The 19,408-nt window shown below is 63.7% G+C and carries 14 protein-coding genes; 8 read left to right on the top strand and 6 right to left on the bottom strand.

Going from position 1 to position 19,408, the window contains the following annotated elements:
* Positions 1-29: 29 nt before the first annotated feature.
* From IEX85_RS14030 to bktB, 4 genes are all read right to left on the bottom strand, one after another.
* Positions 30-2,735 carry a CoA-binding protein gene (locus tag IEX85_RS14030; RefSeq protein ID WP_188861232.1) on the bottom strand — a complete coding sequence of 902 codons (2,706 nt, stop codon included), beginning with the start codon at positions 2,733-2,735 and terminating at the stop codon, positions 30-32.
* A gap of 44 nt (positions 2,736-2,779) precedes the next feature.
* A complete protein-coding gene (locus IEX85_RS14025) occupies positions 2,780-4,039 on the bottom strand; it encodes an ATP citrate lyase citrate-binding domain-containing protein (RefSeq protein WP_229721923.1) in 1,260 nt (419 codons plus the stop codon).
* Between the two features lie 990 nt (positions 4,040-5,029).
* Positions 5,030-6,826, bottom strand: coding sequence for an acyl-CoA dehydrogenase C-terminal domain-containing protein (locus IEX85_RS14020; RefSeq protein WP_188861230.1), 1,797 nt, complete (start codon positions 6,824-6,826; stop codon positions 5,030-5,032).
* A 232-nt stretch (positions 6,827-7,058) separates the two neighbouring features.
* Positions 7,059-8,243 (bottom strand): beta-ketothiolase BktB, encoded by a 1,185-nt coding sequence (gene bktB / locus IEX85_RS14015; RefSeq protein WP_188861229.1) that lies wholly within the window; start codon positions 8,241-8,243, stop codon positions 7,059-7,061.
* A gap of 200 nt (positions 8,244-8,443) precedes the next feature.
* On the opposite strand from bktB, the gene IEX85_RS14010 reads away from it, so the two are divergent.
* A complete protein-coding gene (locus IEX85_RS14010) occupies positions 8,444-8,764 on the top strand; it encodes a DUF1840 domain-containing protein (RefSeq protein WP_188861228.1) in 321 nt (106 codons plus the stop codon).
* 363 nt (positions 8,765-9,127) lie between these two features.
* Here IEX85_RS14010 and IEX85_RS14005 read toward each other — a convergent pair whose 3' ends face one another.
* Both IEX85_RS14005 and IEX85_RS14000 read right to left on the bottom strand, forming a co-directional pair.
* Positions 9,128-10,156 (bottom strand): MBL fold metallo-hydrolase, encoded by a 1,029-nt coding sequence (locus tag IEX85_RS14005; protein ID WP_188861227.1) that lies wholly within the window; start codon positions 10,154-10,156, stop codon positions 9,128-9,130.
* A gap of 281 nt (positions 10,157-10,437) precedes the next feature.
* Positions 10,438-11,508, bottom strand: coding sequence for a substrate-binding domain-containing protein (locus tag IEX85_RS14000; RefSeq protein WP_188861226.1), 1,071 nt, complete (start codon positions 11,506-11,508; stop codon positions 10,438-10,440).
* 139 nt (positions 11,509-11,647) lie between these two features.
* On the opposite strand from IEX85_RS14000, the gene IEX85_RS13995 reads away from it, so the two are divergent.
* From IEX85_RS13995 to corA, 7 genes are all read left to right on the top strand, one after another.
* Positions 11,648-12,139: a formate dehydrogenase subunit gamma gene (locus tag IEX85_RS13995; RefSeq protein WP_188861225.1), complete on the top strand. Its 492-nt coding sequence runs from the start codon at positions 11,648-11,650 to the stop codon at positions 12,137-12,139.
* Entirely contained in the window at positions 12,139-13,674 is a 1,536-nt protein-coding gene (locus tag IEX85_RS13990; protein ID WP_188861224.1) for a formate dehydrogenase beta subunit, read from the top strand. The genes IEX85_RS13995 and IEX85_RS13990 overlap by 1 nt, the downstream gene beginning before the upstream one ends.
* 15 nt (positions 13,675-13,689) lie before the next feature.
* Positions 13,690-16,551 (top strand): formate dehydrogenase subunit alpha, encoded by a 2,862-nt coding sequence (gene fdhF, locus IEX85_RS13985; protein ID WP_188861223.1) that lies wholly within the window; start codon positions 13,690-13,692, stop codon positions 16,549-16,551.
* A 1-nt stretch (position 16,552) separates the two neighbouring features.
* Positions 16,553-17,380: a formate dehydrogenase accessory sulfurtransferase FdhD gene (gene fdhD, locus IEX85_RS13980; RefSeq protein ID WP_188861222.1), complete on the top strand. Its 828-nt coding sequence runs from the start codon at positions 16,553-16,555 to the stop codon at positions 17,378-17,380.
* 12 nt (positions 17,381-17,392) lie between these two features.
* Positions 17,393-17,623: a formate dehydrogenase subunit delta gene (locus IEX85_RS13975; protein ID WP_188861221.1), complete on the top strand. Its 231-nt coding sequence runs from the start codon at positions 17,393-17,395 to the stop codon at positions 17,621-17,623.
* A gap of 731 nt (positions 17,624-18,354) precedes the next feature.
* Positions 18,355-18,687 carry a hypothetical protein gene (locus tag IEX85_RS13970; protein WP_188861220.1) on the top strand — a complete coding sequence of 111 codons (333 nt, stop codon included), beginning with the start codon at positions 18,355-18,357 and terminating at the stop codon, positions 18,685-18,687.
* Positions 18,688-18,711: 24 nt separating this feature from the next.
* Entirely contained in the window at positions 18,712-19,383 is a 672-nt protein-coding gene (corA, locus tag IEX85_RS13965; RefSeq protein WP_308425651.1) for a magnesium/cobalt transporter CorA, read from the top strand.
* Positions 19,384-19,408 lie beyond the last annotated feature (25 nt).

Here is a 19,408-nt window from a genome sequence, read left to right as displayed (position 1 = left end):
ACGACACTGCCGTGCTCCGAAAGCCGCGGTCAGGACACCATTTCCAGCCGGGATGCAGGCGTTCGCGTGTCCATATTCTTGCCCCTGTTGATATGGTCGTCTATCTCCGCCGCGCACCCGATCATCCGACCGTAGAGAAATATCGTGAACGCCGCCACCTCCAGCGCCTGCTCGTCGAGCGTGCCGGCACGGAACCGGGGCCACAGCATCTTCAGCAGCAGGGCGCTGATCACGCCATCGATGTTGACGCAGAAGACATTGCGGGTCGCGCCGGTCTGAAACAGCGCCTTCACGAGCTTTTTGTAGTATTCATGGAACACATTGTAGTCATCCCTGTCGGCAAACAGTCTGGCGATAAAGACCTCCCGCGGATCCCGGTTCACCGGCTTGTCCTTGAACACCGGGTGGTTGATGCCGGCGATCGCCCCGATACGACCGGCGCCGGCGTCCTTTGCCGCCTGTTTCGCCTGTCGGTATTGCGCCGCGTAGTCGCAGGCCATGGCATCGAGGTCCAGACCGTGGCCGGCATCGCCGGCATCGCTGAGCCCCGTCTCCCGGAAACGATCGACCAGGAAGGTGATGCCCTCGTAACCGGCGCCGCCGTGGGAAAAACCGGTATGGCTGAGGAAGCCGATCATGGCCTTGTTGATCTGCACCCGCTGTGGGGTTTCGGGGCCATCCGACGACACCGCCCCCTTGCAGCCCTGCGCCGAGATGCTGCCCGGTCCGTTGCTGGTCAAAAGCCCTGTGAGCACCTGGAAGGCGTAGAGGGAGGCATCATCGCCCCGCTCGCCCATTAGCGACAGGTAGGCCATTTCGCCGACGCTCCAGCGGTTGAGCAGTTCTTCGTTGTCCACACCGCAGTAACTGTCCGGCTGGTGACGGCGGCCATCCGCCGACGCGCCGATCAGGGAGGCATAGACCCGGAGGTACCAGGGCAGACTCCTGACCGTCGTGCGGGAGATCCGCTTGCGCATCAGCGGCCCCCAGGCCAGGGTCGCGGCGATCGCCGCCAGCACGCCGTCGCGGCTCAGTGGACGGTCGCAGAGTTCGATGAAATGGAGGAAGACCGAGCGACCGCCGCGGGCACGGATCGCACGCAGCATCGCTTCGGCGCGGGGATCGGGTTTATCGCCGCAAAACAGCGCCGCCTGCTCGTCGCTGATGGCGATGCCGGAAAGGTCGAAGTCCTCGTCGCGTGCATCCTCCAGTCCCGCCTGGGCGAACAGGTCGATCAGCGTATCGACGCCCTGGCGCGCCGTCTCGATCCGTTTCGGTCCGAGCATCGCCAGCGCCGATGACAGCACCACGTTGGGTGCGTTGCCGGCCTCGCGGGCGGCATCCGCCGCCGCGATCATGCTATCGCCGTGAAGATTGAGGTAACCGGCGATCGCGACGTTGGTCAGGATATTGTCGTTGTCGCCGTTGTGCTCACCGGTCAGCGCCTGGCATAGGTTGCTCTCCAGCGGTCGGGTGGCGCTATCCAGAATCGACTGGTTGTGCAGCCGGGTGATCTGCGACGTCGGATCCATCTGCGAGACACCGGAGGCGTCCTTCATCGGCCGCCGCGGGAAACTGCGGCCGATCTGCCGTGCCAGCGCGGCAATCTGATGGTTATAGGGCGCGATCGCCTCCTGCACCGGCAGGTCCAGCTCCGGCGGCAGCTCCAGGCCGCGATTGTCGCCGAACCAGGGCTTGAGCGAGAGGTCGCCCCGCGGGGCGAAGTCGGGTGCCCGGTTGTTGAGCTCCATGACCCGGGTCAGTGCCAGCGGAATATGGGCGATATTGGTCACCACCGCGCCCCGCGGCGATACCACCGGGTTGTCGGGGGTGAAAATCTCGTCGACGCCAAATGTCTGCTGAAACCATTTTTCCTTGGCCTGCGCATCGTCGCCGCTGCCGGCCAGCGCACCGGCGTGGCCGACGGCCCGGGTCAGTTTGGCTTTCCAGCGTCCGACCACGCAGGCGACCACCGGCTTGGTGAATTCAAGGCTGTGCTCGTAATAGCCGCCGGGCTCGATGTACACCACCGCCGCCCTGGAGCGGCGGTCGTTCGACAGTGCATAGGCGAATTCCGGCAGCGCAAAGTGAATGTACACGTCCTTGCCGCTGGAGACCGAAGTGGTCGTGCCCCAGCCCTCGGTGGCCAGATACTGGGCGATGGTGGTGGTGAAGTTGCCCGAGTTGGAATAGACCGCGACCGAGCCCTGCAGCAGGGATTCGTCCGGCGCGTCACCGCCGAGCGCGCCACCGATGCGGACCCGGTTCCAGGCGTCGGCGACGCCCAGACAGTTGGCACCGAAGACATCGACTCCGGCCTGCTGCGCCATGGCGCGAATTTCACGCGCATCATGCACGGCCACCTTTTCGGTGATGATGATCACCTTGCGCAGCCGCGGATTGACCCGGATCAGCTCCGCCACCCCGTCACGCACACCGGACGGCGGCAGATACACCACGCCGGTATTGAAGTCGTGTCCCGCGTCCAGCCCCTCGCGGACGTTGTTGTAGACCGGAACCTCGCCCGCGGGGGTCTTGAGTACCTGGCCACGCTTGCCCGGGGCGGTACCGAACACCACGTTGCCGCCGGAAAAGGCATGACTGACCGGCGTCACCGCGCTGGATTCGCCGCCGAGGATATTGAGTACGCAGACACGGTCATCCCGGGTCGCGATCTGCTCAAGGGTATGGATGCCGACAAAATATTTGAAGTCGCCTACGCCTTGCTGATACATGCTCTGTGCTCCTCTTTATTTTTTATCGTCGCGTCGCCGGGCTTTCAGGCCGCGATACCGAGTTTCTTCGCCACCTGCTCGCGCCCGCCATTGCGCATCCAGTCATCGGCATGCAGGGCGTAATTGACCACCTCGCTCATTGCCGAATCGAAGCCGAACATGCGGTACGGCAACCCCAGCGCATCCAGGGTGTCCTTGAAGGCGCCCATGCCCCGGATCAGGTTGGGACCGCCCCGCCCGATCACGACATAGAGGGGAACCGGTCCATGCTGGTTGAAGTAGTCGCGCAGCGCGTCGGCCATGGCGCGGAAGGTGGTTTCGATATCGGTGTTGTTGGACTTGCCGCCGATAATGAACAGCACGTTGCTCTGCGCCAGCCAGTGTTTGAAGCTGATACGGGCCACGTCGCGCATCTTTTCGTAGGGGGGATTTCCGCCGAAGTCCGACGAGATGATGGCGCGGTCGCCCAGCGCTTCGGTCACCGCCGAGTTGGCGCCGCCACCGAAGGTCGGGGCCAGCACCGTGCCCTGATCGTTGATGACGTAGACGTCGCTCTGCCCCTGGTAGGTGCGCAGCTGGTTGATCTCCTGCTCGAAGTCGGAGTAGTCGGCGGCGAAGAGGTGATTGGGCAGGTTCAGCCGCTGCCAGCGCGGATCGTCGCGGTCGAAGCCGCACTTGAAATCGCACGCCACCGGAATCAGGCGGCCGCCCGGTCCCGGCTTCATGCGGATCGGATTGAGCTCCAGCGTGGTCATGCCGTAATGATGGAACAGCTCCCAGAGTCTCGGCAGGTACTGCACCAGCGGCGATACGATCTCCTTCGGCGCACCGATATCGGACAGCGCGTTGGCGATGACGAAAGCCTTCAGGCCGGTCAGCGCCTCGAACGGCACCTCGACGATCTCGGACGGATCCAGCTCCTCGATATCGACACCGCCCTTGTGGGTAATGGTGATGGTCGGGGCGCGGAAGCGGGTCGAGTCGCTGATCGAAAAATAGACCTCGTGCTCGGCCGGCACCGCCCCCTCGAATGTCACGCCCTGGGCCTTGACGCGGGTGTTGCCATGGACGTGCTCGGCAAAATAGAGCCGTTCCTTCTCCCGCAGCGCGGTCTTGAGGTCTTCGGCGCGACCGATCAGTCCGGATTTTCCCTTCTTGCCGACACCGCCCTTGAACAGCGGCTTGATGAAAACGGACCCATGGCGCTCGATCATTCCCTTGATGTCGTCTTCGCTGGCTTCGGGTCCCAGCACCTCCGATGTGGGAAAGCCTACGTAATTCAGGAGCTTTGAACCATTAAGCATGCCGGTGATATTCATTCCGTACCTCAGTGTTATTGTTAAGCCGCTTGCTTGAGGCAAGACCTGCCCCTGCCGCCGGTCAGGCAGCACGATCAGGGACCTGCTGGATTAAACGTCGAGCATCCGGAGACCGGGGATGGTGGTCGCTCACTACCGAAGGTATCCCCCGAAACTGTCATCACGCTGTCAGGCCGCCACTGAGGGTTCAGTCGACCGCGCCCTGAGCTTCTTAGCGCTGCGTCGCCATGCGCCGGCGTACAGGCCCAGGAGAGCCCGCAGGCAAGCTGCGTGTCCGCGAAACGACCCGGCAGACGATTACAAACTAACCAGCAGCCCGGGAGCTGTGGAGCTTGCGGCGATAAAGAGTTTTCAGAACTTTGCGGCTATATTGCGCATATTGTGCGCGGAGGGGTGACCGCCAGGGACGGCGGGAATATCGACAATGCAGGAGCAATTGTCGTAGACCGACAGGGATGGCGGAAGGCCGCCCCGCGGAAATGCGGGAAACGCAGGAGCTGTTTTCTGCCGTACATCCTGTACATCGCCGTTCCTGCGCCCCCCTGCGCTCACGGCAGGGTGGCAAAAGTAGGATGGGTGGAGCCGCATTGGCACAGTGTTTAACGCTTTCCGCGAGGTTGACGCGGCGCAACCCATCAATGAGTCGGCGACATGCCTAGCCTATTCAAACTCCACTGCGCGCGGACAGAAGCCGCTCCTCGGCTTTGGCATCCTGCGTCGCCCTAACTTCTGCATCCATGCAGTCGTGTGCATCCATGCACCCGCGGCATGACCGCCAGGGATGGCGGAAGGCCGCCCCGCGGAAACGCCATTTTTGCAGGAGCAAAAAATGGTGACCGACAGGGATGTCGGGAATATCGTCAATGCAGGAGCAATTTACGTAGACCGTACATCCTGTACATAAAAAAAACCGGTGGAGTCCATTCGGACCACACCGGCACAAGGCACCATTAGTCAATCAAAACAAGCGGGGAATCAGAAAGCGAAGGCTTCCTCTTCCAGCGACAGCAGGGTGTCGGCATCGTCGACCAGGCTGACCGCCAGGCCTTCGTTGCGCGGCAGGATGCGGCGGAAGTAGAAGCGCGCGGTGGCGAGCTTGGCCTGGTAGAAGCCGGTTTCGCTGCTGCCGTTCGCCAGCGCCTGCTGCGCCTTCACCGCACTCATGGCCCAGATGTACGCCAGCACGGTGTAGCCGCTGTACATCAGGTAGTCGAAGCTGGCCGAGCCCAGGGTGGCCGGGTCCTTCTGGATGCCGGCGGCAACCTGACCGGTCAGTTCGCTCCAGCGCTTGACGTGGCGCTCCAGCTCGACGACCAGCTCGCCCGCTTCGGGGTTGTCGCGGTTGGCGTCGATGAAAGCGTTCACTTCGCCGACGAAGTCCTCGAGCAGCTGCCCCTGGCTACCCATCACCTTGCGGCCCAGCAGGTCCAGCGCCTGGATACCGTTGGTGCCTTCGTAGATCGGCGCGATACGGGAATCACGCAGGATCTGCTCCATGCCCCACTCGGCGATGTAGCCGTGACCACCAAACACCTGAACACCGAGGCTCGAGGCCTCGACACCGGCTTCAGTGATGAAGCCCTTGGCGATCGGGATCAGCAGCGCCAGGCGGTCCTCGGCACGCTTGCGCTCGGCGTCGTCCTGCGACTTCTGAGCCAGGTCAACCAGCTGCGCGCACAGGTAGGAGAAGGCGCGGCCACCCTCGGCGTAGGCCTTCTGCGTCAGCAGCATGCGGCGAACATCGGGGTGTACGATGATCGGATCGGCGGACTTTTCCGGCGCCACCGCGCCACGCTGCGAACGCATCTGCAGACGCTCTTTGGCGTAAGCCAGCGCGCCCTGGTAGGACAGTTCGGCGTGGCAGATGCCCTGCTGGGCGATGAACAGGCGGGCATTGTTCATGAAGGTGAACATGCAGGCCAGACCGCGGTTCGGCTGGCCCAGCAGGAAGCCGCGGGCGCCGTCGAAATTCATCACGCAGGTGGCGTTGCCGTGAATGCCCATCTTGTGCTCGATGGAGCCGGCCTTGACGCTGTTGGCGCCGGCCAGGCTGCCGTCGTCATTGACGTTGTAGCGCGGTACCAGGAACAGGGAAATGCCCTTGTTGCCGGCCGGCGCATCCGGCAGGCGCGCCAGCACGATGTGCAGGATGTTCTCGGCCATGTCGTGCTCGCCGGCGGAGATGAAGATCTTGGTGCCGGTGATGCTGTAGCTGCCGTCGTCGTTCGGCTCTGCCTTGGTGCGCAGCAGACCCAGGTCGGAACCGGCGTGCGGTTCGGTCAGACACATGGTGCCGGTCCAGCGCCCTTCGACCAGCGGCGGCAGGTAGAGGTTGCGCAGCTCGTCGGTGGCGTGGGTTTCCAGGGTGACCATGGCACCGTGGGACAGGCCCGGATACATGCCCCAGGACCAGTTGGCGGTACCGTTGATTTCCGCCACGATGGATGCCAGCGACTCGGGCAGGCCCTGGCCGCCGTACTCGGGATCCTGGGCAAGACCGGCCCAGCCGCCTTCGACATAGTTGGCGTAGGCTTCCTTGAAGCCTTCCGGCGCGATGACACCGTCGTCGGTCAGGGTGCATCCCTTGTCGCCGGTCTGGTTGAGCGGCGACAGCTCCTGAGCGGCGAACTTGCCGGCCTCTTCGAGAATCGCCTCGACCATGTCGGGGCTGGCGTCCTCGCCTCCCGGCAGATTCTGGTAGTGCGTCTCGAAATCCAGCAGTTCCTGCATTGCGAATCGAATATCACGCAACGGAGCTTTGTATTCAGGCATTGAAAATCACCTCTGAATTGGTACCGGCGGCGTACGGATACCACTGAGCCGCCATTGACGTTGACCTGATCGGGGCGGCTTTCCCTGCCCCTCCTGATCCTGACGAATGCCGGTGGCACTCGTTACTGAAACTATAGCTCTGTCAAAAAAAAGAGCCGTCCCTGGCCCGACAGAGTGCAAGAAGAAATCGGTATAGCCGGCCGGCTCAACGACCGGCCCGGCGCGCCCTGAGTCAGACGCGTTCGAACAGAGCCGCGATACCCTGGCCGCCACCGATGCAGAGGCTGACCATGGCGTAGCGCCCCTGGACCCGCTTGAGTTCGTAAAGCGCCTTGACCGCAATCACTGCGCCGGTGGCACCGATCGGGTGACCAAGGCCGACGCCGCTGCCGTTGGGGTTCAGTCGCTCGCTCGGAATCTCCAGCTCGCGGGCCACCGACAGCGCCTGGGCGGCGAACGCTTCGTTGACTTCGAAAACGTCGATGTCGCCGACAGCGAGATCGTTGCGCGCCAGAATTTCGCGGATTGCCGGCACAGGACCTATGCCCATGTACTTCGGCTCCACGCCGACGACGCTGTAGTCGACCAGACGGCCCAGCACCTCACGGCCTTCGGCAGCGGCCTTGTTCGCTTCCATCAGCAGCACTGCGGCCGCGGCATCGTTGAGCCCCGAAGCATTACCGGCCGTGACGGTGCCGTCACGCTTGAATACCGGCTTGAGTTTGGCCATATCCGCCACTTCGCAGTCAAGGCGCACGTGCTCGTCGTTCTCGAACAGCACGGTACCCTTGCGGGATTTCAGCTCGATCGGCAGGATCTGCTCGCGGAAGCGCCCTTCCTCGGTAGCGCGCTGTCCGCGGCGGTGACTTTCGGTCGCCAGCGCGTCCTGCTCCTCACGGCTGATGCCATACTTCTCGGCCAGGTTCTCGGCGGTCACGCCCATATGAACCTTTTCCAACGGGCAGTGCAGCGCCGCGGTCATGGCGTCGACCATTTCGCCATTACCCATGCGCTGGCCGAAACGGGCGGTCTGCAGCCAGTAGGGCGCACGGCTCATCGATTCGGCGCCACCGGCCACGGCGGTATCGCAGACACCCAGCTCGATCTGCTGAGCGGCGGTCAGGATCGCCTGCAGGCCGCTGCCGCAGAGGCGGTTGACCGTCAGCGACGCAGTGGACTCGGGCAGGCCGCCCTTGAGCGCCGCCACGCGTCCCATGTACATGTCGGCGGGCTCCGAATGAATGACGTTGCCGAACACGCAGTGACCCACGCTCTCCGGCTCAACGCCGGCACGACGGACAACTTCGGCCACCAGCTGACCCGCCAGATCGGTCGGCGCCTGATCCTTGAGACTGCCGCCAAAATCGCCAATCGCGGTACGGGCACCGCTGACTACCACTACGTCATGTTTCTGCATTGCTTTACTCCTGCCTCTGTCGGGCGCCTGACAAGTCATGCCACCGCACCCCGGTTTTTTCTAGTTTCGCCAGTTGAGGCCGTCCCAACAATAACGAATCAAGCCGAAAACTTGACATAAACGGACAGCACCGAGGTGATTCATGCACGCCTTAGACTTTCGTCTAAACTGGATAACAGTTATCCAGGAGAACCCACGTCATGCTCATCACCTTCAGTTCCGCCGCCTATGCCAATATCACCATGCTCGGTGATATCGCCGGGCAGCTGATCCGCCTTTGCGGACACAGCGTTGTCGTGCCCGGCGCCATCCTCGCCGACGACGTGCCGGAGGCACTGGCGCGACTGAAGCAGGCACTCGAGAACCCGCCTGCACCGGCGGACGCCAAAAAAACGAAAGATTCAGATGACGAAGACGAGGAAGGCCCGGCTATCGGACTGGCCAAACGCGCCTATCCGCTGCTGCAGATGCTCGAAGCCGCCGCCCGCGACCATAAAGATGTGATGTGGGATAGCGACTGAGGTCGCCCTGTTCGCCGGTATACCGCAGCACCCACCAGTGGCGTAGGATGGGCTGAGCGATGTACGGCAGGTGCGTGATGATTGACCTCGCGGCCCGGGCATCGCGAACCCCATCATATCGACCGCATTACAGATCGATTCGTATTAGCCGGCACGGTGCATTCCCGAAATCGCGAGTGTTGGGTTACGCGGCGCGAACGTCCGGCAGAACACGGAATTTACGGGCAGGGCGCCGCTAGGCCCAACCTACAAAAGCGATATAACGCGGCACCAACAGGCAGGCTGTTGGGTTACGCGGCGCGAACGCCCCGGCAGCGCACTGAAATTACAGCAGAGACGCCGCCAGACCCAACCAGGCGGCGATTACCCGGAGGGCAAGCTGAACCGCCAGACGCCGTCTGCGTCGCTTTCATGCACCAGCCGCCCCCGCTGCATCAGGTAGTGCAGATGCGCCAGGCACTCGCCCGCGGCGAGCAGCAGGTCCATGCTGCCGAGGCGGCGCGGATACATGAGCGGCACCAGCTCCATCACGGACATCGGCTCGCGGCAGAAGTCCTCAAGCTGCACGAGCTTGTCGGCGTGATCGGCCTGAAGCTCGTGCAGGCGTCGGTGCAGGCCGAAGAAGGGCTCGTTGTGGGACGGCAGCACCAGGGTATCGTCGGGCCACTGCAGCAGCCGTTCGAGGCTCTCCAGCCAGTGTCCGAGCGGGTCGCTGTCGAGGCGGTCCTGGTAGAGCCCGACGTTGGAACTGATTCGCGGGAGTACCTGATCGCCCGACAGCATCACCCCGAGATCCGGGCAGTACAGCACCGCGTGCGCCGGCGAGTGCCCCTTCGCGACCCGCACCTGCCAGCGACGGCCGCCGAGCTGCAATTCGTCGCCCTCCCCGAGTACACGGCCGACCGGCGGCAGTGCATCGTAGGCCGACGCCATGCGCTGCACCTGCGTCGCGACGGCTTCGGTCTGCTCCCTGTTCATGCCGACCGCGCGGTAGTAGCGCTGCTGATCCTCCGCTGCGTCCGCCGAGCGGCTGTCCAGCAGAGCCTGCGCTGCACGGTACTCCGGCCGCGTAATCCAGAGCGGAATACCGTATTCGCGGCACAGCCAGCCGGCCGACCCCAGGTGGTCCGGGTGGCTGTGGGTAACCAGCAGCACCTTGAGAGGCCGCCCCCCAAGCGCCTGCTCGACCAGGCGCCGCCAGTGGCCGCGGGTCTCCTCCCCCACCAGCCCGCTGTCGATCGCCACCCAGCCGTCGCCATCGTCAATCAGATAGAGATTGATGTGGTCGAGCTCGAACGGCAGCGGCATGCGCAGCCAGAGTATGCCGTCAGCAACCGGCTGCACGGCTCCGGGGGCGGGAATCTCGGTGAAAGCTGCGCGTATCGCGTTCATGGGGCAACCTGGTGAGTTGTAGGGCGTTAAGCGTTAAGCGTTAAGCGTTAAGCGTTAAGCGTTAAGCGTTAAGCGTTAAGCGTTAAGCGTTAAGCGTTCTCAGCATGGCGGACGGCGGGTCCAGAGCACAAGGCATGACCTTACACACACCTTACGCCTTACGCCTTACGCCTTACGCCTTGCGCATTACGCCTTACGCCTTACGCCTTACGCCTTACCACTCTCCACCGTCCCCTCCATGCGCTCAAGAACGCATCCGGTCAATCTATTGACACAAAAGGTCAAGCATTCTCCTCCGCGAACAGCTCATCGACGCCACAGACCTCGCCGCAGCGACTGGGGGAATAACCGGGCAGCTGCGACACCGCCTGCCGAAACGCCTCGCCTTCTATCGTTTCTATCAGGCGCTGCACCTTGGGGTCGTTGAGCACCTGGCGATGGCACACCATCAGATAATGCTCCGTGGCCAGCGGCACGAAATCGAGACCGAACTGATGGGCCGCCGCTTCGACACCGAAGCCGACATCGGCCATACCGGCCGCGATATAGGCCGCCACCGCCGAGTGGGTGAACTCCTCCAGCTCGTAACCGCGTATCCTGCGTGATGACACGCCCGCCTCCCGGATCAGCCCGTCGAGCAACGCCCGGGTACCGGAATCCTTCTGCCGGTTGATAAAGCGCACGTCCGCCCTTGCCAGGTCGGCCAGGCTCGCGATCGCCTTCGGATTGCCCGGCCTGACCATCAGTCCCTGGGTGCGGGTGATGAAACGGATAATACGATGACTGCGCGGCTTCAGCAGACGACGATAGCCTTTCGTCAGCGGACCGCTGACGGCGGCAGTCGGCATATGAAAGCCGGCAATGTCGCAACCGCCGCGATTCAGCGCCGCCAGCGCCTCCTGCGGGCTGCAGTACTGCAGGTCGAGCTGAAAGCCGTCGGCGAATTTCGGCAGCAGCGCCACCGCGTAACCATGACTGGCATGCATGCGCAGCACCGGCTTGACCCCTTCCAGCAATTGCTGGATTTCGAGGTTCAGCTCCGACCCCAGACTCTCGAGCTGCGGCCCCAGCCTCGCCGCGACGCGCTGCTCGGCCCAGAGCAGCTTGTCGCCCAGCGGCGAAAGCCGCGCTCCCCGCCCCTTTTGCATCTCCACAAGCTCCACGCCGAAGAAATCGGCCCACTTGTTGAGCAGGTTCCAGGCATGACGATACGAAATGCCGGCCTCCGCGGCGGCACTGGTGAGCTTGCCGCTCTGATGCACCGCCTGCAGCAGTCCGAACAGCTTGGGATCGAGCCGGTTTCCGGCCTCGTCGGTAAAGGACCAGGCCGGTTCAATCTGAATTTTCTTCATATGAAGTCTTTTTCATATTTTTAATCTGAACCACAGGTGCTACTTTTGCCCCCAATAAACGTGGATATATAACCACAAATATGCACACGAGTGCATATAAAACAAACCAAAAGCACGACAAAGAGCCCAGGTGATCTCAATGAGTGGTTTCTCCGAGTGGACCCCGCAGCTGATTCAGGACGAAGTTGACGCCCTGAAACACAAGCCCGGCGCCCTGCTGCCGATCCTCCACGCCATCCAGGACAGGTTCGGCTATATCCCGTCCGAAGCGGTGTCGATCATCGCCGAGTCGCTGCAGCAGACCCGTGCCGAAATACATGGCGTGATCAGCTTCTATCATCACTTTCGCACCTCCGCGCCCGGCAGCCAGACGCTGCAGATCTGCCGTGCCGAAGCCTGCCAGTCGATGGGGGGACGCAACCTCGAGGCCCACGCCAAGGCCAGGCTCGGCGTCGACTTCCACCAGACCACCAGCGATCGCGAGATCACCCTGGAAGCCGTCTACTGTCTCGGCAACTGCGCCTGTGCGCCTTCGGTTCGCATCGGCGACCGTATCCACGGCCGCGTCACGACGGAGAAGTTCGACCGTCTGGTCGACAAAATGACCACCCGCGCGCTGGAGGTGAAGTGATGAGCACGAAGATTTTCGTTCCCTGCGACACCACCGCACTGGCGATGGGCGCCGACGAGGTTGCCGCCCGTATCGAAGCCCAAGCGCGCCAGCGTGGCGCCGAGATCGAACTGGTACGCAATGGTTCCCGCGGCCTGTTCTGGCTCGAGCCGCTGGTCGAGGTGGAAACCGCGGCCGGCCGCATCGCCTACGGCCCGGTCGATGAAGATGACGTGGAAGCGCTGTTCGACGCCGGCCTGCTGGTTGGCGAGACCGGCCACCCGCTGTGCCAGGGGCTCACCGAAGAGATTCCGTACCTCAAGAAGCAGCAGCGCCTGACCTTCGCCCGCGCCGGAATCACCGATCCGGTGTCGATCGACGACTATCGCGCCCACGACGGCTTCAAGGGCCTCGAGAACGCGCTCCATCTCGCGCCCCAGGCCATCGTCGACGAGATCAAGGCCTCCGGCCTGCGCGGCCGTGGCGGCGCCGCCTTCCCCACCGGCATCAAGTGGCAGACCGTACTCGACGCTGAAGCCTCGCAGAAATACATCGTCTGCAACGCCGACGAAGGCGACTCCGGCACCTTTGCCGACCGCCTGGTGATGGAATGCGATCCCTACATGCTGATCGAGGGCATGACCATCGCCGGTCTCGCCGTCGGCGCCACCCAGGGCTACATCTATCTGCGCTCCGAATACCCGGTGGCGCAGCGCATCTTCAACGAGGCCATCGCCCGCGCCGAAGCCGCCGGTTACCTCGGCGACGATATCCTCGGCAGCGGCAAGACCTTCCACCTGGAAGTGCGCCTCGGCGCCGGCGCCTACATCTGCGGCGAGGAGACCTCGCTGCTCGAGAGCCTCGAGGGCAAGCGCGGACTGGTGCGCGCCAAGCCGCCGCTGCCGGCCATCGTCGGTCTGTTCGGCCAGCCCACCGTGGTCAACAACGTGCTGTCGCTGGCGGCCGTGCCCTTTATCCTCGATCAGGGCGGCCAGGCCTACGCCGATTACGGCAGGGGTCGCTCGCGCGGTACCCTGCCGTTTCAGCTGGCCGGCAACGTCAAGCGCGGCGGCCTGATCGAGCTCGCCTTCGGCCCCAGCCTGCGCGAGCTGATGGAAGATTTCGGTGGCGGCACCTTCTCGGAACGCCCGCTGCGCGCGGTCCAGGTCGGCGGCCCGCTCGGCGCCTATCTGCCGGAAAGCCAGTGGGACCTGCCGCTCGACTACGAGGCGTTTGCCGCGGTTGGCGCCGTGCTCGGACATGGCGGCGTGGTGATGTTCGACGATACTGTGGATATGGCCGAGCAGGCGCGCTTCTCGATGGAGTTCTGCACCGTCGAATCCTGCGGCAAGTGCACGCCCTGCCGTATTGGCTCGACCCGCGGTGTCGAGGTTATCGACCGCATCCGTGCGGGCGAGAATCGCGAGGCCAACCTCGAGCTGCTCACGGACCTGTGCGAGACCATGGTGGACGGCTCATTGTGCGCGATGGGCGGCATGACGCCCTTCCCCGTGCAGAGCGCGATGAAACACTTTCCCGACGACTTTCAGCGCTGAGCGGAGGCCATAGACATGTTGCAATACTTCGACCCGAACAAAGACTACGGCACGCCGGCCAGCCTGTCCGAAAAGCTCGTCACGCTGGAGATCGACGGCGTAGAGGTCACCGTGCCCGAAGGCACCTCGGTGATGCGCGCCGCCGCCATGGCCGACATCAACATCCCCAAGCTCTGCGCCTCCGACAACCTCGAGGCGTTCGGTTCCTGCCGCCTGTGCGCGGTACAGATCGAGAACCGCCGGGGTCTGCCGGCCTCCTGCACCACTCCGGCCGAGGCCGGCATGAAGGTGTGGACACAGAACGACAAGCTCGCCAGGCTGCGTCGCAACATCATGGAGCTGTACATCTCCGACCACCCGCTGGACTGCCTGACATGCCCCGCCAACGGTAACTGCGAGCTGCAGGACATGGCAGGCGCCGTGGGCCTGCGCGAGGTGCGTTACGGTTTCGACGGCGAGAACCACCTCGACGCCGAGAAGGATCACTCCAACCCCTACTTCAGTTTCGACCCGAGCAAGTGCATCGTCTGCTCGCGCTGCGTGCGCGCCTGCGAGGAGGTTCAGGGCACCTTCGCGCTGACCATCGACGGCCGCGGTTTCGACTCCAAGGTCTCGCCGGGACAGAACGAGGCCTTCATGGACTCCGAATGCGTCTCCTGCGGCGCCTGCGTTCAGGCCTGCCCCACTTCGACGCTGATGGAGAAGAGCGTTATCGACATGGGCCAGCCGGAGCACAGCGTCGTGACCACCTGCGCCTACTGCGGTGTCGGCTGTTCCTTCAAGGCCGAGATGAAGGGCGATCAGGTCGTGCGCATGGTGCCGTACAAGGGCGGTGACGCCAACCACGGTCACTCCTGCGTCAAGGGCCGTTTCGCCTTCGGCTACGCCACCCACAAGGACCGCATCAAGCAGCCGATGATCCGCGACGCCATCACCGACCCCTGGCGCGAAGTCAGCTGGGACGAAGCGATCGCCTTCGCGGCGAAGCGTCTGAAGGAGGTGCAGGGCACCTACGGCCGCGAGAGCATCGGCGGCATCACCTCCTCGCGTTGCACCAACGAGGAAACCTACCTGGTGCAGAAACTGGTGCGCGCGGCCTTCGGCAACAACAACACCGACACCTGCGCCCGTGTCTGCCACTCGCCGACCGGCTACGGTCTCAAGACCACGCTGGGCGAGTCCGCCGGCACCCAGACCTTCGACTCGGTAATGGAGTCCGACGTCATCGTCGTGATCGGCGCCAACCCGACCGACGCCCACCCGGTATTCGGCTCGCTGATGCGCAAGCGTCTGCGCGAGGGCGCCGAGCTGATCGTGATCGATCCGCGCCGCATCGACCTGCTGAAGACGCCGCACCTGAAGGACGCCCAGCACCTGCCGCTGCGCCCGGGCACCAACGTCGCCATCGTCAATGCACTGGCGCACGTCATCGTCACCGAAGGCCTCGAAGACACGGACTTCATCGCCAGCCGCTGCGACGACAAGGCCTACCAGGCCTGGCGCGAGTTCATCCTCGAGGAGCGTCACGCCCCGGAAGCCGTCGAAGCGATCACCGGGGTACCGGCCGACAAGGTCCGCCGCGCCGCCCGCACCTACGCCAAGGCCCCGAACGGCGCCATCTACTACGGCCTCGGCGTCACCGAGCACAGCCAGGGCTCGAGCATGGTCATGGGTATCGCGAACCTGGCGATGGCCACCGGCAACATCGGTCGCGAAGGCGTCGGCGTCAACCCGCTGCGCGGTCAGAACAACGTCCAGGGCTCCTGCGACATGGGCTCCTTCCCGCACGAACTGCCGGGCTACCAGCACGTCGCCGACGACGCCGCCCGCGCGCGCTTCGAAAAGAGCTGGGGCGTCAAGCTCGACGACGAGCCGGGTCTGCGCATCCCCAACATGTTCGATTCCGCCATCGCCGGCACCTTCAAGGCGCTGTACGTGCAGGGCGAGGACATCGCTCAGTCCGATCCCAACACCCAGCACGTCGAGGCGGCGCTCAAGTCCCTCGAGTGCCTGATCGTGCAGGATATCTTCCTCAACGAAACGGCCAAGTTCGCCCACGTGCTGCTGCCGGGTTCCACCTTCCTCGAGAAGAACGGCACCTTCACCAACGCCGAGCGCCGTATCAACCGCGTGCGCAAGGTGATGCCGCCGGTCGCCGGCAAGGAAGACTGGGAAGTGACCCAGGACCTGGCCAACGCCCTCGGTTACCCGATGAACTACGCCCATCCGTCCGAGATCATGGACGAGATCGCAGGCCTGACACCGAGCTTCACCGGCGTCAGCTACGACAAGCTGGAGCAGCTCGGCAGCATTCAGTGGCCCTGCAACGACCAGTATCCGGAAGGCACCCCGACCATGCACGTCGAGGACTTCCCGATCGGTCGCGGCCAGTTCGCCATCACCGAGTACGTCGCCACCGAGGAACGCACCACCAGCCGCTTCCCGCTGCTGCTGACCACCGGCCGCATCCTGTCGCAGTACAACGTCGGCGCCCAGACCCGTCGCACCGACAACCAGGTATGGCATGACGAGGACGTGCTGGAAGTGCATCCGTCCGACGCCGAACTGCGCGGCATCCAGGACGGCGACTGGCTCGGCGTCAGCAGCCGCTCGGGCCAGACGGTACTGCGTGCGCGTATCAGCGACCGCATGCTGCCGGGCGTGGTTTACACCACCTTCCACCACCCGGGCAGCGGCGCCAACGTCATCACCACCGACAGCTCGGACTGGGCCACCAACTGCCCCGAGTACAAGGTGACCGCGGTGCAGGTCGAGAAGGTGAGCCAGCCGTCCGAATGGCAGCAGCAGTTCCGCTCCTTCGAGCAGCTGCAGCACCAGCTGCTGCGCGGCGAGAAAGCCGAGAGCGGAGCCAGCTGAGATGGCTGAGCGGCGCACTGGCCACTGCCGTCGCCCGATAACTGTCCACCGGGATAGCGGCGGTGCGTCATTGCCGGCCGAGGACAGTATCGCCATCGAGATCCCGGTGGCGCTGGTCTACAACGGCATATCCCATGCCGTGATGATGGCCACGCCCGAGGATCTCGGCGACTTCGCCCTCGGCTTCAGCCTGTCCGAAGGGATCCTGCGCTCGCCCGACGAGCTCTACGATCTCGAGGTGCGCGAGGAAGCTGCAGGCATCGCCGTGCACCTGGAGATCGGCGCCCAGCGTCTGGCCGAGCTCAAGCTGCGCCGGCGTAGCCTCACCGGCCGCACCGGTTGCGGTCTGTGCGGCACCGAATCGCTGACGCAGGCGGTTCGCCCGGTGGCGCCCGTCGCCGCGCCGGCACTGTCGGACGACGCCATCCAGGCAGCCCTGGCATCGCTGTCGCGGCATCAGCCGCTGCAACGGGAAACCGGCGCCACCCACGGCGCCGCCTGGTGCGACTCGAATGGCAGCATCCGCCTGGCGCGGGAAGACGTCGGCCGCCACAACGCCCTCGACAAACTGATCGGCGCTGCTGTCAGCACCGGCGAATCCTTCAGTGAGGGTTTCGCGCTGGTCTCCAGCCGCGCCAGCTACGAGATGGTGCAGAAAAGCTGCAGTGCCGGCATCGGCGCCCTGGTCGCGGTGTCGGCACCGACCTCGCTGGCCATCGACCTGGCCCGGGACTCCGGACTGCTGCTGGTCGGCTTCGCCCGCAGCGGCCGTCATGTGATCTACAACAATCCGGCCACACCGGCCGCACCGGCCGTCCATGCCGGCTGAGGAAAGACCCAGATGAGCAATCAACTCGACACTCTGATCCTGATGGCGAACCAGATCGCCGCCAACAACAGCCACTACGGCACCGAAGCCGAAGCCGCCGAGCGCGTGCGCAACCACCTGAAGAAGTTCTGGGCGCGCAGCATGAAACAGCAGATCATCGACTACCTGCAGAACGACGGCAGCGAACTGTCACCGCTGGCGCGCCAGGCCATCGGCGATCTCGACGTCCGCCCGGGCATCTGATTGTCGCTCGGCTTCACCGCCATGGATGGCGGAAAAGCCCGGCACCCATCGTTCTGCGATCCGATCGATTTGACGGGTTTCGCGAAATACTGCTCCTGTAGGTTGGGTGGAGCGGCGCCTTGCCCGTGAATTCAATGTTCCAGCAGGCGTTCGCGCCACGCAACCCAACAACCCACCGTGCCGGCTGAAACGAATCGATCTGCAATACGATCGATTTGACGGGTTACGCGATGCGCTGCTCCTGTAGGTTGGGTGGAGCGGCGCCTTGCCTGTGAATTCAGTGTTCCAGCAGGCGTTCGCGCCGCGCAACCCAACAACCCACCGTGCCGGCTGAAACGAATCGATCTGCAATACGATCGATTTGACGGGTTACGCGATGCGCTGCTCCTGTAGGTTGGGTGGAGCGGCGCCTTGCCTGTGAATTCAATGTTCCAGCAGGCGTTCGCGCCACGCAACCCAACAACCCACCGTGCCGGCTGAAACGAATCGATCTGCAATACGATCGATTTGACGGGTTACGCGATGCTGAAGCCCCGCGCAAGGCTGTCGATTCACTGCCAATGCATCGCTAACCCATCCTCCGTTCGTGGTTCCATCGGGCGAAGTGCCGGCCCTTGCGCCTTAAGCTTTATTTTTCACGGGTGCTTCGTCGATAATGGTGGCTGACATCCAGGGGCGGCGAAGATCGGCGCCTTGCCCCAGCCAAGGACAGTAAAGAGGATAGGCCGGACATGAGCGGAATCGATTCCAGCTACGCAGTACTGAGCAACCCCGGGCTGGAGTTCTGGGTCATCGAGTACACCTGGGACAGCGAGTATGGCGAGATCGGCGGCACGACCCAGCATCCGCTGGTCGGTTTCGCCTACGGTGCCAACAAGACTCTGGCGCTGACCCCAATGGGCAGTTACCGCATTCTCGGCGCGCTGCCGGAGCTGTCGACCCACGGCGGCTTCTACCGTCTCGAGCCGACCCGGCCCGACACCCTCGCCTACCTGTCGCATTCGACCCGCAGCCAGGCCCTGGAGCAGATCGTCGAGAAGGAATTCCGCGCCTTCAGTCGCTGAGCCGGCTCCCGACAACACTTCAGACTGATTCTGGGCCAGGGCTTCGTGCTCACCTTCATGGAGGACAACTCCGGCCTGTTCGACAGCGTGCGCAGCCGCATCGTTCAGGGGCGCGGGCATATTCGCGACCGCGCCGCGGACTATCTTTGCTACGCCCTGGTCGATGCCGTCGTCGATCACTACTTCGTGGCGCTGGAGCAGTTCGACGATTACTTCGAAATGCTCGACGAGGCCATTCTGAGCAAACCCCACAGCAACCAGATCCAGGAAATTCATCGCCTCAAGCGCGAAATGATCGTGGTTCGCCGGGCCATCTGGCCGCTGCGCGAGGAGATCGGCCTGCTGGTGAAAAGCAGTTCGCCTCTGATCGAAACCGAAACCCGCTTCTACCTGCGCGACCTTTACGACCATATCATCCAGATCATCGAGATGGTCGAAAGCTATCGCGATATCCTCGGCAGCCTGCACGACACCTGTCTTTCGAGCATGAGCCAGCGGCTCAACGAGGTGATGAAGGTGCTGACGATCATCGCCACCATATTCATTCCGCTGACCTTTATCGTCGGCGTCTACGGGATGAATTTCGCTTATATGCCCGAGCTCAGGTGGCGCTGGGGCTATTTTATGGTCTGGGGGCTGATGATACTGATCGCGGTCGGCATGGCGGTGCAGTTCAAGCGCCGAAACTGGTGGTGACCGGAGCGAGGCAGCGGCTATCATG

Source organism: Marinobacterium nitratireducens (assembly GCF_014645375.1).
Taxonomy (GTDB): domain Bacteria; phylum Pseudomonadota; class Gammaproteobacteria; order Pseudomonadales; family Balneatricaceae; genus Marinobacterium_A; species Marinobacterium_A nitratireducens.
This window is presented reverse-complemented; position numbering and strand designations above follow the sequence as displayed.